Raw genomic sequence first — 14,981 nt, 5'->3', positions numbered from 1 at the left:
GAAGGGGTTAAATGGTAGATTTGTGACCATTAGCATAACTTCATTCTCGAATCGATATGAAACCCACTCACTATATGGTGCATATTTGTATACGTCTACATACTCGTTTAGCTGACTTTCATAACCTTGAGTTAATTCTTCATTCATTTCAACATAGATAGATTCAGGCACTAAGAATATGATGCTAGTGAAAGCATGAAAGAGAAACAATAAACTAAACGCCCAGATTAATAATGTCTTCGTTTTCCTTTTATAGAAGACTAGTAACAAGACGAAGCCTGTAATTGCGTACACATGTAAAATATCACCGTACCATAGAAACACTAGATGAAGAAGACCGAAAACAAGCAGGACAAACATGCGTCTTACCATCAAACCTCTTCCATTTAACCCCTTCTGCTCAGCTCGGCTCATAAATATATAAAAACCTAATCCAAATAAAAATGAAAAAATTGGGTAAAATTTTGTTTGTACAAACAGCTGCAAGACAAAATCAATCCAGTAATCGAACCCCGTATACACTTTTTCAATACTGTATTCTTGATAGATAAAATTTGCTGAGTAGAAAGTAGGCAGATTGACTAATAAAATGCCGAGTAGTGCAAAACCTCTTATAATATCGATTGAGGCAATTCGTTCAGATTTTGAAATTGGCTTTAACATTATAATTCATCTCCCAATTCTCCTATTATAATATTTGTTCTACTACGGGACTATGTTATATATCAATGAAAACTAAAACTCCTACTTCAAAACTTAGGATAGTCAACGAAGTTTAACCAGCGTCAGTTTTGACTTGATTTATTCAGTGGGGGATGAATAAAGCTCCTGCTGATACAAGTTTCACTTTATATGTCTAATCAACTCATGAGTATATCATTTTCCCTGTATAACAACCTTGCCATTATACATAATAAAATACAAAAAATATACAAATCCCTATATAAAGACCCTCCTTTTTATCACTATAATAGTAAAGTATGGTAATTTAATAGATTTTTATATCTTTTTACCTGAAAATTTGAACTTGTGGTGGGAGGGGCAAATAGTATGAAGTTTTATCAGTCACTTAAGTGGAAAATTGTGTGGCCTGTACTCATTGTTATTACGATGATCATTTCAATCATGTCAATGGTCATCTACCGCTATACGTCTGAGTATATTACTCAGCAAGGGACAACAATAACCGAGACAATTCGGATCGCTGTTGAAAATACCATTTCAGCTCGCGATTATTCTGAGCAAATCTTAGAGAAGGAGATGATTGCAGAATCTGTGCTTCTTTCGTTAATTGTTGAAGATGGGACAGACTATGCTGAGCTAAGTGAGCTTGCAGAACGCTCTGGTATTGATGAGTTTTGGATAACAGACGGGAAAGGCAATACAACATTAACGAATATGGCAGAAGATGTAGACTTTTTCTTCGGAAGTGATCCAAACTCTCAAGCATATGAATTCATGGATCTAATTACAAATAAACGGGATGTCGTGACACAACCTGCACAAGTACGAACAGTTGACAACCAAATCTTCAAATTTGTCGGTGTTTCTGGCTGGAATTCGCCTCAAATTATTCAAGTTGCACGTAATGGACAGTCACTCATAGAATTAGATCAAACCATCGGTTCAAAATCGATCTTAATGAAGATGAAAGAGGAATTAAGTGATCAAATTTTATATTCAGGCATCTTCTCAAATGAAGATAAAATTCTTGTCAGTACATCAGATGATGCCGATCAATCAGTTGTTCAACAAACATTTACAGCCGTAAAAAGTGCAGCAGGAGCATCTAATGAAAATATGACTTATGATGAGAAGAAAGCAAAAGCATATACAGTACCACTTTCTGATGGTACGTATTTATTCGTTGTCATATCAAATGAGATTCTAACAGAAATTTCGAATATTACGTTTCTATCTACTAGCATCGCACTGATCCTTTTAGTCATCTTCATACCGCTACTTGTTAAACGCCGATTGAACAATATGGATAAAATCACAAACTCTCTCTTACGGATTAGTAAAGGCGAAGCTGACTTAACGGTAAGGTTAGATGAATCAGGAAAAGATGAAATGAGCAAGCTTGCGTTCGCCTTTAACGCAATGATAAACAAGATGCAAACGATTATGAAACAAGTGAAAAGCACAAGCGATCATGTGTATGAAACGACCAACTCATTGCTCCAATCAACTGACAAAGGTAAAGAGCATAGTCAATTAATTGCAGAAAACCTTAAACATGCAGCGACCTCCGCCTCTACTCAAGCTGAGTATGCTAACAATTCGTCTTCAATCATACAGGAAATGATGACCGCGACTCAATCAATTGCGAAGTCATCAAGTGTTGTAGCCGATCTTACAGCAGAAACTGCTTCAAAAGCACAAAATGGCGAACAATCATTAAAGAATGTTACAAAACAAATGGAGCATATTGAAAAAAACGTCGAACAATCATCGGCTGTCGTGAAAAGTCTTGATGAAGGCGCACTTGAAATTAGTAAGATTATTGGGATGATAACTGGTATTGCTGAGCAAACAAATCTACTTGCATTGAACGCATCTATTGAAGCAGCACGTGCAGGCGAACATGGTAGAGGCTTTGCAGTTGTAGCGGGTGAAGTTCGCAACTTAGCGGAACAAACCGCAGATGCGCTCCAACAGATTACAACACTCATCCAGCAAAATGAACAAAAAGCGAGAAACTCACTGCAAATGATGAATAACGTCTCACAAGAAGTATGTGAAGGCCAAGAAATGATGAAACATATCAATCAATATTTCGAAGACATATACAATTCTGTTCAACATATCTCAACGAAAGTGCATGACTTTACAGCTACAACAGAAGAAATGAGCGCAAGTTCTCAAGAAATCGATCATTCACTAAAAGAAATGGTCGCATCAATTGAAGGCACAACCGAACAAACGATTAAACTATCTACAAGTACAGACGAACAGCTAACGCTTATAAAAGACATTGCTCAATCAACGAAAGAAAATGCAGAAGAAGCGGATAAATTACATGACATGGTTGAGCGCTTCAAAGTCAAATAATCAAATTATCGGTGCTAGCACTCCATCCATTGGAGGTTAGCACCGATATTTTTTATGCTGCATTCGTTATCACGTACATTTTACAAATTCATGTCGTAGCACTCCCATCATAATCGAGTCATGGAACTGCCCATTATAAAAGAGGCTATCTCTTATTACTCCTTCTTGCTTGAACCCTAACTTTTTATAAGAATTAATCGCTCGTTCATTGTATGAGAAGACATCCAAACCAACTCTGTGTAGATTTAAGATGTCAAATCCATATGCCACTAATAACGACATCGCTTCTGTTCCGAATCCCTTCCCTAAATAATCGTTATCGAAGATCGATATTCTTACGACTGCTTTTTGGTTTCGATGGTCAATATCAAGCATCGCCATCTCTCCGATCGGTGCATTCGTTGCTTGCAAACAAATGAGCAGATCAATTCTCGTACTATCTAATGAAACATTCTCGAACCAACTTTGTACACTTGAGCGGGTGAACACCGTTTGTGAACCTGTTAATCTTCTTCCCTCTTGCTCCCATAATGCTTTTTCATAAAATAAGTCTAAGTCATCTTCCTCTAGCGGTCTTAAAAATAACCGATCACTTTGTAGAAATTTAACATTTGATTCAAGTTTTTGCATGCGAACTTTCTCCTCACTTCTTCAATCGTTCTATAAATCCATGTATTCGTTCCAATGACGTTATGTTTTGATTGCATTTCTCACCATCGGTACAAATATAGTTTCCTCTCTTCGTGTACGTACCTAACTGTTTGCCCTTCTCTTCAACTAGAAGGATTCCGACTTCCTCATACCCATTGCATAACGTACAAATTCCTTTCTCGTTTATACGAGTTAATGTTCCTTGTAAACCTACTAACTTCTGGTTCATTCTCGTTACAAGAAATGTTTTATTCGTACCGCTATCAAACCAGTTTACATATGAACGGGTAAACATATCGAACTCAGCTAAATGTGGGACTCTTAATTTCTTCACCTTTGGAAACAGTTTCTTAATTTCCTGTTCTGTTACCTCAAATGGTATGACATATGATCTCAATTGAGCGAGCAATTTCTCAGCCTTCTCTGTATTATCCACTTCTGCAAGTGCTTGAACGAACTGCTGCTGTTCATCTGAACCATCCGCAACAATTTCAAGCAGCCTTTCTGTCGCCATTGTTCGTAAAGCTCGTAAGACACTTTCATCATTACTAGCGGATTGTGCATTTAAAAGAGTTTGCATTTGCTTATGAATGAAATGATATTGATACGGTTGTATAAAAGGTTTCATATATCCCACTCCTTTCACTCTTACAAGTGCTTCGTTATCATTAATTGTAGAAAAAATTCCGTACTTCTAAAATGCAGAGAATGATTAAGAAACAAACGATACATAAAAAAGCACTGAAAATCTCTCGTTAAGATTCTCAGTGCTTCTGTATATCTATCATAAAGGTAACATTCATTTCGAATAAACGATCTTTTTAATCGTTTCAACTGCAAGAAAATATTGTTCAGCTAATTGTTCAATTGAGTTTCCATCTTTAAACCCTTGTTTAATAGATGCATTCCGATCTGCAATCAACGTTCTCGCTCCCGAACGTGTTCCCCATTTTTTATGGTTCGCTTTAGGTTTCGGAATATAAATAGTTTCTCCTTGAACGTACTTCTGAATTTCTTTTATTAGTTCTTGCGGTAATACCGCATTTGCTTTCACATAGTTCATCTCAGCCCGCCCCTTATTCTTATTTTGTTTTCAAAAATAAGGTGCAAAGCCTAATATTAGATATAACCGTTTAGTTAGGTGATTTTATATAATCGTTTACTCTCATGCAAAGTATCACCTTTCCAATACTAGGCTTTGCATGAGTAGCTGCATTAAGCGGCAATGTATTTGCCATGTTCATCACCCCTTCAAATAGGATCAATCTCATATTAACTATTATATATCGATGAGACAATAAAGTGAAACTGCCTTACGAGTGAGTTATTTTATCCGCCATGGGTCGTTGGTTAAACTGATTTAGTAATTACTTACACTACAATTCCGCTTCAACTTTGTATGAAAAGTAGAAGTCTTCGTCAGTTGAAACGTGATAAAAAAAAGACTGATAAGCTTTTGCTCATCAGTCTGATTATCCACTAATTTAATTGATTACCTATTTAATAAGCTACCGACGTATCGAAGCAATTCATTTGCTGAAGTTGAGTTGTAGCCATACTCATCAATCAATGTTGCAACAACCTCATTCATCTTCTTCAGTTGTTTTTCATCAGGTGTCTTCGTTGATGTTGTAATTTTGACGATATCCTTCAGATCAGCAAACAATTTCTTCTGGATCGCTTCGCGCAACCGCTCATGAGAATTGTAATCGAACTTCTTCCCTTTACGAGCATAAGCAGAGATACGGATAAGAATTTCTTCGCGGAATGCCTTTTTCGCATTTTCCGAAATTCCAATTTGTTCTTCAATCGAGCGCATTAACTTCTCGTCTGGGTTCATCTCTTCACCTGTTAATGGGTCACGAATTTTGTTCTTGTTACAATATGCTTCAACGTTATCAAGATAATTATCCATGAGTGTCTTCGCTGACTCTTCATATGAATATACAAATGCCTTCTGAACCTCTTTCTTCGCCAGTTCATCATATTCTTTACGTGCAACAGAAATGAAGTTCAAATAACGCTCTTTATCTTCTTCTGAAATGGATGCGTGTTGTGTTAAACCTTCCTTCAAGTTGCGCAGTACATCCAATGCATTAATCGACTCAACTTCTTTACGAATAATTGCTGAAGAGATTCGGTTAATGACATAACGTGGGTCAATTCCACTCATACCTTCGTCAGAGAATTCTTGCTTCATTTCTTCAACATCAACCTCATTGAAGCCTTCCACATCTTCACCATCATATAAACGCATCTTCTTAATCAGGTCTACACCCGATTTCTTCGGCTCTTTCAAACGTGTTAAGATCGTAAACATCGCTGCAACCTTCAACGTATGTGGTGCAATATGCACATGTGCCATATCACTTTCACCAATCATTTTCCGATAGATACGCTCTTCCTGAGATACTTTCAAATTATACGGAATTGGCATGACGATAATCCGTGAATGAAGTGCTTCATTCTTTTTATTCGAAATAAAGGAACGATACTCGGCTTCATTCGTATGTGCGACAATTAATTCATCTGCACTAATTAACGCGAAACGTCCTGCTTTGAAGTTCCCTTCTTGCGTTAATGACAAGAGATGCCATAAGAACTTCTCATCACACTTAAGCATTTCTTGGAACTCCATCATGCCACGATTTGCCTTATTCAATTCACCATCAAATCGATATGCACGAGGATCAGACTCAGAACCAAATTCAGCAATCGTCGAGAAATCGATACTTCCTGTTAAATCAGCAATATCCTGTGACTTCGGATCAGACGGACTAAATGTACCAATACCAACCCGTTTATCCTCAGATAAGAATACTCGCTCAACAAGCACATCCTCAATTCGATCCCCATATTCTTGCTCCAAACGCATAATATTAAGCGGCGATAAGTTCCCCTCAACACGTATCCCATATTCTTTGAAAAACTCTTCCCTTAAATGAACTGGGATTAAATGCAATGGGTCCGCTTGCATACTGTAAGTAACCCTTATTGTTCTAGTTTGTTACACTCATCCAATGAATAACGTGGATATGGAACGTAATACTGTCTCTTCAACTTAAAATTCTCATCCTGATCATAAAATGAGAATGTATAGAGTGATGAACATTTAGCCAAATAAGTAGACTCTTGTTCAGTGAACTCCAACTCAACGATTTCATCATCTTCTACCGATTGGTCATCAAATTGAACAATCACTTTTCCCTCTGGATACGGATTATTCATCTTAAATAACGTTCCCTCAGTTTGAAACGTACCAGCAACAGGCGTATATATTGTTGCAGCATTAGCTAATTGGGTAGGTGCTAACGATAGTATAAGGAGTAGTAGGGTTATCGTGATTTTTTTTGATTTCTTCATTTTTATCCTCCTGATATTGAGTTGTTTTATATGGAAAATAAAAGTTCTCTAATTAGATTTTACCATAGGATGTTTTAGCATTAATTTGTTTTGGATTAGTATATGTATATCACTAGTGAAATCTTTATTTTAGTGTTGAGAATAGGGTACTGAACGTATTATCGAAGAATGATTTATGTTTTTTTAAAAAAAATGAGTGTTTGTAAGACATGTAAATTTGTTCAAATCTTATTTTTTTACACTAGTGAACAATTATCAATTTATAAAACATAAGCATTACTGATAATCAGAATTTGTTTATCAATAACCTAAGTTGTTTTAGAAAGTTAGATTATCGATAGACAAAGCGAGCTTATTAAAAGCTCGCTTCTCTTATTTGACTTCTTTATACGATGTAATAGCGTCTATTTCTTTAAAACCATTCATCGCAAAATCCCATGTAATATATTCTCTCCTAGTTGCACCATTTATTAACACTACATCAACGTCCCTTTTATACCACTTGTTCAACTTCACACCCTCTGGTAAATTGGTTCCAGATGTGTAACGAATGTATTGAGTTCCTCTTACTCTGTTAGTAACTCTCATACCTTCATATTTTTGATGAACCATAGATGGATCTGATACATAGAGACTTTCTGAAATCCGTTTTTCCTCTTTTGTTTCTTGTAAAAATACATCAAATAAATCCACTAATTCATGCTCTGAGTAATGCTTTTCCTTATAAGTAAATGGCGATTTAAAATAGTAACGGATATCATTAATAAACTCTTGTCCAATTGTTCTATAATCACGATTTTCATTAATCTTCATAAATCCCGAAGCACTTTCGAAGTAACTGTCATTTACCCTATTGAATCCTAAAGATTCAACCATAAATGTATTTGATTTTGCTAAGGTTGGATGCCATTTATTCTCAATCGGTGTATTTCTCAAACGCTCTAAATCTGCTTCTTTATCAATATACTTTTCTAACTCTGCTTTAGAGAACTGATGAAGGTTTGGCTCACCTTTAAACTTCTCTAATAACTCACTTAATACAGGCTTTTTGTTCTTCGCATCTAAGTAACGCTTCAACATTACTGTTGCTTCTGCTCTAGTTGCTGAACGGTTTACCTTAAACGTTCCATCTTGATAACCGCCAACGATGCCTGAACTATTTGCTAATGCAATGTAAGGCATGTCCGATATATTCATTTCGTCTTGGTCTTTAAATGGTAGTTTAATAGCTTCAAGTGTTCCGAAACCTTCTAATACATCCTTCCAAAGTAAACTTTCTTCAGCAAGACCTCTTGCAACCATTTTACTGATCTCAAGACGTGTAATTTCCTTGTTTGGCTCAAACCTATTAGGGTATTCAATCTTTTCAATGACTCCTTCATTCACTAAACCGTTGATGTTGGCTTCAGCCCAGTGTCCTTTTACATCACTAAACGACTTCGTGTTGCTTTCAACTCCCATTAACCCAGCAAGAATTTTACTAAACTGAGCTCTAGTGATTGTATCGTTTGGTCTGAACGTCCCGTCAGGAAACCCTCCGATTACACCTTGTTCAACCATAAACTCAATGTCACTTTGCGCCCAGTGTCCATTACTATCACTCAATTGAATATTTGCTTTTTTCGTTGCAGCCGCTACTAATGGCGTTGATTCTGTGATACCTGATGCTTGTACAGTTTGTCCCATACATAGAGCTAATAGTGTAACTCCAATCATTATGCTTTTTTTCATAAAATTTTCCTCCATGGTGTTTTTTACCTAGTGGCAATTTTCTCATAAAAATTCGGATTGCTCAAATTGAAAAATGAATCTTTCTCAATCAATTCAAAAAAAGTTAAATGATCTTCTAACTGTTGAGTAAGCCTTCGCATCTTTATCTATTAGAAAAATTACTTCGTATTTTATTCATCTACAAAGTATCGTTAATAGTGTTCAAACCTTCTTACGTGAATCTATGAAATGTTGAGAAATCACTTATAGAAAAGCTATAAAATTGGAGGAAAAGATAAAAGGAGAGGATTTTCAAAATAGCGTTTATTTTCCTGACTTCTTTTCAAAGAATGACCATATTAAAGAAATCAAAATAGAAGAGAATACTATGATCACAGTTGCATTGAATAAATAGTCATAATCCAATTCCCTAACTTCAAAGGTGGGACTACCATAATAGTGTCGAATTATATAATTTGAGTTCTGATAATCTAAAAATATGTAACAAATAATTCCACCTACAATTGAACCGCCTAATAAAGATAATAATATTTTTTTCATTTTTTCAACTCCAATATTATTTCATATTAGATAATATTCAGTTTGCGCGGAAAAATTTCCAGTTTTTTAACAGGAACTTTTTAAAGATCTAATCAGAAAAAAAGAAGCAGTATAAACCACTTCATGATCTAACATTCTTAAATCCTATCAATGCTTTTCTTTATAATGATGTGAATTAAGAAGCCAGCCCATGCCTTCTTCATACTTTAATTCAACTGTCTCTTCTGAAAAGTCTCCCCTATCACCAAATGGTACATGAAGTGTTAACAAAATAGATGTCCCATCTAATTCAATCCCCTTATAGAGTAACTTATCCCATTCTAGAAGGCTTCCATAATCGGCATCTGGTTGTGCCATCCAACCATTATATTCGATAATTTCTTTTCTTTTGATTAATTCACGAGCCATTGTGGGAGTGTAAGCCACTTCTAGATAAGCAATGAGCTTATCTTCAGTTTTTAAATCATCACCTAAATATCGATAAACCATGCCGTCATATTCAAAAGTTTTATCTTCTGTTACCTCACCTCCATTTGAAACATGAAAGAAACGTTTCTGTCCATCTAAGATAAGGTCTCTGAAATCATCTTTTATTACTTCATTATTTGATGTAAGGATCTTCTCGTTCAATCGTTTTAATTCTTCGATTTGCTCTTTATAACTTTCAATCTCTTCGTTCATTTCCTTATTCTTCTCTTGTAACTTTTCATTCTCTTGTTTCAAATTGGAATAATCCTCTGTAGAAATTACTTCGCTCGTACATGCTGTAAGAAGAAAAGCACTCATAGTTAATGAGCTAAATAACATGAATATCTTTTTCATTGTATTTTCCCTCCTAAGTCATTTCGGTTATTTTAAATTACCTTCATCCATCTCACATGTACGATGAAGCTCTTTAGCGTTTTAAAATTATTTTGGAAAATTCATTTTTAATTAAAAGCCCTACTTCTATATAAAAAGAGAGGAGTACTCCCACAATATCAACTGAGTAAGTGACATAACCCACTCCAGAGACTTAGAGAATACTCCTTAACAAAACTTCTATAATTTTGACCACACAATGATCTTAATTTTTCATAAGTCCTTAAAAATATCTTATACATTTAATCTAATGAACTTATTTCTTGTAAGTGTTTATTTCTATCATTTATTTATGTACTTCTTTTTAATATTAATAAAGATCATGTCTCGCGCACATACCATTTTCAAAGTAAATAATCCTTGTGGATAAATGTCGACATCTTTTATAAATTTTTCAATTGTAGCTTTACTTTTTTTCACAGGATGAAGCTTACTAATTTCTAATTCTTTGTCTTTTCCAGGTAAGTCACTAATAGATTCTTCAAAAACAGCGTCCATCCTTACTATAGAAGTTAAACCAATTTCAAAGTAATTCTTTTCTAAGAAAAAGTCACAAAATTCTATTTTCGTATCATGCTTGCTTTGGTGATCTTTTGATAAACCTAATTCTTCTGTTAAAGCTCTTTCTACGGCTAACTGAAGCGATACTCTTTTTTCATAAGTATCTAAATCTGTTTGAGAGATTCCTTCCATTACCGTAGAATTATATTTAAATTTATTTTCAGAATAAGCTGCATTAGAGGATCGTTTACTAAAAATGATGCTCTCACCCAATTTTGATTCTGTTATTACAAATGCATTGACACCCATAGATGTAGTAAATGAATTATACTTATTAAGGTATTCCTTAATATTTTCTTGATTAACTTGAGAAACAGGATGATTTTGTGATTTTAATTCATGATAGATAGACCTGAATACTCTATGTGTAAAATAATCAGTCTCAAAGAAATCTATTCTTATTTCAGGTACTTCATCATTCCCTTTTCTTAATTCATAATTTATTTTATACACACCAAATTTAGGTCTATTAAATAGGCAGCCATTTGTTCGAGCAACAAATTCATTCGCTACTATCATTCGATGTTTGTCTATTAATTCTTTAAAATTACCAATTTCTGTCTTTTGAGTAATATCCTCAAAGGTATTACTACCGTCAAATGAAAAATCATCATGTAATTCAAACTTCTCATCATGCTCTAAAACTTTATTACGCAATTCTTTTGGGAAACCGATGAATAGTTTTTTATCAGCAACTTTAGTATGTATATCATTGTAATCATAATTTGGAGTTCCACTACATATTCTGATTACATTTAAATCTTCAATATCTGATAAATTTTTTAATCTAATTCTTACTAATAATCTCTTGAATTTTGTAGTTGCAACCTTTACAACTCCTGGTATTAGTGCACCGAATAATAGCAGTAAAAAATCCCAATAAACACCGAAAGTTGACTTAAAACTCTCTAAAAAGCTTACAATAACTTGCATTACTCTTCCCCCTAACACAGCTACATTCAACAATTCTCATAAAATCCCTTCTTTTGTTTTAGCTGTGTCTACAATTATCATTAACACTATCAATTACATAAATATAAATTATGTTAGTAGTTGAATAAGGCTAGATGTCTGAGTACAAAAAAAGAAGCAGCATAAACTACTTCTTCACCTAAGCTTAAACTTCGTATTCAACAAAGACTTTCAATGGATTCAGCTTGCCTTCACTCAAATCCTCAAAGCATGTACTTAGTGCGTGTTTCTTAATCGTTAATTCAAATATTCGATGTAATTTTGCACTACTTGTTGTTACATTTTAAAGAGCCATTCTGAATGTTTTTATAGTCCAAACATTACTTGAACCTACAATAATTTCACCATAACTTTCATATCCTGTTTCTTTTGAGTAATGTGGTGTTATATCCGTAATATTACATTCCATTTACTATAGAAATTCTGTCCCAATGCTTATCGCACCTGCAATTGTTTTTTTAAAACTTCATCACTTTCAACAGGTAGTAGGACGTTTCGAGACCATTGCTGATCTTTCTTTTCATATAAAACGTTCCCTTTCGTTAACCACCTTTTCTCAAGAGTTATACTGACTACTAGCAAAAAAACAATTGTCTAAGCACACAGTCGCTCAACATTTATGAAAAACTTCTATAACGATTTCCAGCCCACCAATAATTTCTAATCTTCTCAGTTAGCATTTCAATTTCATTATTAATTCGATTTTCAATTTCAAGGAATTGGGCCTCTATCTTTTGCAATTTTTTTAAGTCTTCTTCAGTAGAATCTTCATTTATAGTAATATTGAAATACGAATAACGCCAAATATAATCAATTTCTTTAAAGTCTTGAGACTCTTGTAAACCTTGTGAAAATATTTGTGCAACAAACTGAGAATATGAATTTAACAGATAAGTACTACCAACATCAACAGCCTCTAGTGGTATTTCACCATCTATATACAATGCTACATTATGATTAAAATACTTCATTTGCTCAAAATTTTGCTGTACAATGTAATGTTCAGTCGTTTTCATGTCCAATAACCGCTTATCTTTGATTTCAATACTGTAACAAATTAATATCGTGACCAAAAGTACGGCAGCTAAAAAAATTCCGATTTTTCTCATCATGTCAACTCCATAGGTGCAATTTCTTATGTATGTCACAGTTAATGTTAGCACAGCTTTCTCACAATGATTTGAACATTTTCCAGAAAGAGCATTGCCAATTTTATCTAAAAAGAGCTAAAGAAGCGACTCCCTATCTCAAACAATCACTACTATTAAACTAATAACGTTGCTACCTATTTTTCGCTGTAATTCAATAAATGAAAACCACTAATTTCAAACGTCCATTCATTGCTCTTTAGAAATTCTTCTTTGTCAAAATTATAATGTCCGACTTGTTGATATTGACCCCTGTTATCTCCAAAACCTCCACCATAGTCACCTATTTCTCCATATTCATCATAAGCATCAAACTCAATAAATCCTGTAGAAAAAGTATAATAGTCATCATCATTTAAACGAAAGAAACTAAGCATCGTTCCTCCCTGCCAATTAATGTGGCTATCAAATCCTAGAACTACATAGATATGATTCTTTTTTTCTCTTACTTCTGTTACATAAACATCCGTATCATAGATTGATGTTATTTTTATTGGTTTATCAATTCCATGAATAACTTCATCTGTTTTTAATGTAAACTCAATTTCATCGTGATAAGGAACTGTTTCTGTGTGAAATTTATCTAGATTATGACGAATATATAAAATATCTTTTTTCTCATTTGTCAAATAAGCTCCCATTATCATGATAAAAAATAATACCCCAAAAACAGCCAGTACGTTTTTCACACTAAATCGTTTTTGTTTCAAATTAACACTCCCCCATAAAGACTTGTGAATTAATAAGAAACGTTGTCATTGGCTAGAGCAATGAACATTATGGTCTAATTTCAAGGAAATAATCTCTTATTTCTGTTGGTAGCTCTTCTACTGCAAGTATCTTTAACGTTTGGATACGGTTTGTGCCTGGTGAAGTTTCGATGAGATAGGATTTATTTCGATATTGAATGAGGGTGAATTGACTTATACGATCTGTTGAAAACGAATTCTGAATAGCTTCAAAGTCTTCCTTTCTAAAATTATCCTCATAGCCATCTAACATGAGAGATTGTGCCTCTTCGAAATCATCAGCAAACCTTATTAATTGATAAAGGTCTAATGAATTATTAGGTTTGTATAGCTGCACAAAAGAATTGAAAGACATCACAATCGTAAAAACGATGATGCCGTGTATTGCTCCTCTTTTTGGTGATACTTTCTCAAACATTTTCATTGTTCTCCCCCAAACTTTTTCACTTTATTTCAACATTAATTAACTATACTAGGTTTGCTAATGATTCATCATACTTTAAATGACTGACTACTTATTTCATCTGAAAATAAATAGATGTAATGATCTTTTTTCTTTCTTCTATCTAAGTAAGTTATTTTTATTTGATGCACACTTAAATAATATTTAACATTTATTTTTTACATTAATCCCAATTATTGTATTATAATTTATTATAAAGAGCCTTTCCATACTTAAATTAAGTGGTGATTCATTTTGAGAAATGTGATCTTATCCTTTTGTATATTGTTTCTTCCCGCATGTTCATTGGTTTCGACAAAATCAACAGATTCAGACTATACTGCAGCAATTGCCTGGAATTACACTGAATTTTTCGAATTTGAAGGAAATTTTTATTCTATAGTAAGAGATGCGTTTCAAGAAAATCAAAGTAACGAATATCTTAGAGGGTTATCTGAAGGGGTACAGTTAACGTTTAAGTCATATGGTCTTTATAACCAAGCAAATACAATCATGAGAGAAAATTTGTTCCTTTACCTATCAGAAGAGGACATAAAAATAATAGATACCATCATTCGCAATTTACATGGGTCTACTTACTTATTATCTGAAATTATTGTTTACAATGAATTCGAAAAAGAAAAATTACCTTCTAATCTTTTAAAAAAGATTGAAGACCAAATTAACCCTTCTAGCGTTGCTTCTCATGATTTAAATTTTTATAACCTAGTCGGAAGGCCTAATCAAGTGTTAAGAGAAAATACTCTTTCAGATGTACAAAATTTAATTAACAATTTAAAGGATGATTCACAAGTTCTATATGACTCTTTATCGAACATACATAGTGATTTACTCTATTTAAAAGAGTGATTTTTTTTGCTATCAAATGAACAAAGTATTACTAGATAA

At 33.8% G+C, this 14,981-nt stretch carries 15 protein-coding genes and 1 pseudogene; 2 read left to right on the top strand and 14 right to left on the bottom strand.

Features of this window, described 5'->3' with window-relative positions; all coding sequences use genetic code 11:
• A partial coding sequence (locus BFG57_RS10610; RefSeq protein WP_139125111.1) for a DUF418 domain-containing protein occupies positions 1–663 on the bottom strand: 663 nt, incomplete at its 3' end.
• Positions 664–1,050: 387 nt separating this feature from the next.
• Between BFG57_RS10610 and BFG57_RS10605 the strand changes: the two genes are divergently transcribed.
• Positions 1,051–3,054 carry a methyl-accepting chemotaxis protein gene (locus BFG57_RS10605; protein ID WP_069717467.1) on the top strand — a complete coding sequence of 668 codons (2,004 nt, stop codon included), beginning with the start codon at positions 1,051–1,053 and terminating at the stop codon, positions 3,052–3,054.
• Positions 3,055–3,123: 69 nt separating this feature from the next.
• Here the strand turns inward: BFG57_RS10605 and BFG57_RS10600 are convergent, their stop codons facing one another.
• The 13 genes and pseudogenes from BFG57_RS10600 to BFG57_RS10545 all read right to left on the bottom strand — a co-directional run bounded on the left by BFG57_RS10600 (position 3,124) and on the right by BFG57_RS10545 (position 14,054).
• Complete coding sequence (locus tag BFG57_RS10600) at positions 3,124–3,684, bottom strand: GNAT family N-acetyltransferase (protein WP_069717466.1); 561 nt, start codon at positions 3,682–3,684, stop codon at positions 3,124–3,126.
• A gap of 13 nt (positions 3,685–3,697) precedes the next feature.
• Positions 3,698–4,333 carry a FusB/FusC family EF-G-binding protein gene (locus tag BFG57_RS10595; protein ID WP_069717465.1) on the bottom strand — a complete coding sequence of 212 codons (636 nt, stop codon included), beginning with the start codon at positions 4,331–4,333 and terminating at the stop codon, positions 3,698–3,700.
• 171 nt (positions 4,334–4,504) lie between these two features.
• On the bottom strand, positions 4,505–4,768 hold the full coding sequence (locus tag BFG57_RS10590; protein WP_069717464.1) for a CD3324 family protein: 264 nt from the start codon (positions 4,766–4,768) through the stop codon (positions 4,505–4,507).
• Positions 4,769–5,197: 429 nt separating this feature from the next.
• A pseudogene (locus BFG57_RS10585) lies at positions 5,198–6,682 on the bottom strand (PrkA family serine protein kinase); the annotation flags it as partial.
• Positions 6,683–6,696: 14 nt separating this feature from the next.
• Positions 6,697–7,068 carry a hypothetical protein gene (locus BFG57_RS10580; RefSeq protein ID WP_069717463.1) on the bottom strand — a complete coding sequence of 124 codons (372 nt, stop codon included), beginning with the start codon at positions 7,066–7,068 and terminating at the stop codon, positions 6,697–6,699.
• Between the two features lie 372 nt (positions 7,069–7,440).
• Positions 7,441–8,799 carry an S-layer homology domain-containing protein gene (locus tag BFG57_RS10575; RefSeq protein ID WP_069717462.1) on the bottom strand — a complete coding sequence of 453 codons (1,359 nt, stop codon included), beginning with the start codon at positions 8,797–8,799 and terminating at the stop codon, positions 7,441–7,443.
• 303 nt (positions 8,800–9,102) lie between these two features.
• On the bottom strand, positions 9,103–9,339 hold the full coding sequence (locus BFG57_RS10570) for a hypothetical protein (protein ID WP_069717461.1): 237 nt from the start codon (positions 9,337–9,339) through the stop codon (positions 9,103–9,105).
• 147 nt (positions 9,340–9,486) lie between these two features.
• Complete coding sequence (locus tag BFG57_RS10565) at positions 9,487–10,161, bottom strand: DL-endopeptidase inhibitor IseA family protein (RefSeq protein WP_069717460.1); 675 nt, start codon at positions 10,159–10,161, stop codon at positions 9,487–9,489.
• A gap of 321 nt (positions 10,162–10,482) precedes the next feature.
• A complete protein-coding gene (locus BFG57_RS10560; protein ID WP_069717459.1) occupies positions 10,483–11,694 on the bottom strand; it encodes a hypothetical protein in 1,212 nt (403 codons plus the stop codon).
• A gap of 322 nt (positions 11,695–12,016) precedes the next feature.
• Positions 12,017–12,142 (bottom strand): hypothetical protein, encoded by a 126-nt coding sequence (locus BFG57_RS19425; RefSeq protein ID WP_281186666.1) that lies wholly within the window; start codon positions 12,140–12,142, stop codon positions 12,017–12,019.
• A 208-nt stretch (positions 12,143–12,350) separates the two neighbouring features.
• A complete protein-coding gene (locus tag BFG57_RS10555; RefSeq protein ID WP_069717458.1) occupies positions 12,351–12,842 on the bottom strand; it encodes a hypothetical protein in 492 nt (163 codons plus the stop codon).
• Between the two features lie 176 nt (positions 12,843–13,018).
• Positions 13,019–13,591 (bottom strand): hypothetical protein, encoded by a 573-nt coding sequence (locus tag BFG57_RS10550; RefSeq protein ID WP_069717457.1) that lies wholly within the window; start codon positions 13,589–13,591, stop codon positions 13,019–13,021.
• Positions 13,592–13,658: 67 nt separating this feature from the next.
• Entirely contained in the window at positions 13,659–14,054 is a 396-nt protein-coding gene (locus BFG57_RS10545; protein WP_083249192.1) for a hypothetical protein, read from the bottom strand.
• Positions 14,055–14,327: 273 nt separating this feature from the next.
• On the opposite strand from BFG57_RS10545, the gene BFG57_RS10540 reads away from it, so the two are divergent.
• Positions 14,328–14,942 (top strand): hypothetical protein, encoded by a 615-nt coding sequence (locus BFG57_RS10540; RefSeq protein WP_069717456.1) that lies wholly within the window; start codon positions 14,328–14,330, stop codon positions 14,940–14,942.
• Positions 14,943–14,981: the final 39 nt, after the last annotated feature.

The sequence above is a fragment of the Bacillus solimangrovi genome (genome assembly GCF_001742425.1).
Classification (GTDB): Bacteria; Bacillota; Bacilli; order Bacillales; family Bacillaceae_N; genus Bacillus_AV; species Bacillus_AV solimangrovi.
This window is presented reverse-complemented; position numbering and strand designations above follow the sequence as displayed.

Excerpts from the sequence above, each read along its gene's own strand:
- BFG57_RS10580 (WP_069717463.1), bottom strand. The coding sequence starts at position 7,068 with ATGAAGAAATCAAAAAAAATCACGATAACCCTACTACTCCTTATACTA.
- BFG57_RS10600 (WP_069717466.1), bottom strand. The coding sequence starts at position 3,684 with ATGCAAAAACTTGAATCAAATGTTAAATTTCTACAAAGTGATCGGTTA.
- BFG57_RS10565 (WP_069717460.1), bottom strand. The coding sequence starts at position 10,161 with ATGAAAAAGATATTCATGTTATTTAGCTCATTAACTATGAGTGCTTTT.
- BFG57_RS10545 (WP_083249192.1), bottom strand. The coding sequence starts at position 14,054 with ATGAAAATGTTTGAGAAAGTATCACCAAAAAGAGGAGCAATACACGGC.
- BFG57_RS19425 (WP_281186666.1), bottom strand. The coding sequence starts at position 12,142 with ATGGAATGTAATATTACGGATATAACACCACATTACTCAAAAGAAACA.
- BFG57_RS10570 (WP_069717461.1), bottom strand. The coding sequence starts at position 9,339 with ATGAAAAAAATATTATTATCTTTATTAGGCGGTTCAATTGTAGGTGGA.
- BFG57_RS10575 (WP_069717462.1), bottom strand. The coding sequence starts at position 8,799 with ATGAAAAAAAGCATAATGATTGGAGTTACACTATTAGCTCTATGTATG.
- BFG57_RS10590 (WP_069717464.1), bottom strand. The coding sequence starts at position 4,768 with ATGAACTATGTGAAAGCAAATGCGGTATTACCGCAAGAACTAATAAAA.
- BFG57_RS10560 (WP_069717459.1), bottom strand. The coding sequence starts at position 11,694 with ATGCAAGTTATTGTAAGCTTTTTAGAGAGTTTTAAGTCAACTTTCGGT.
- BFG57_RS10555 (WP_069717458.1), bottom strand. The coding sequence starts at position 12,842 with ATGAGAAAAATCGGAATTTTTTTAGCTGCCGTACTTTTGGTCACGATA.
- BFG57_RS10595 (WP_069717465.1), bottom strand. The coding sequence starts at position 4,333 with ATGAAACCTTTTATACAACCGTATCAATATCATTTCATTCATAAGCAA.
- BFG57_RS10605 (WP_069717467.1), top strand. The coding sequence starts at position 1,051 with ATGAAGTTTTATCAGTCACTTAAGTGGAAAATTGTGTGGCCTGTACTC.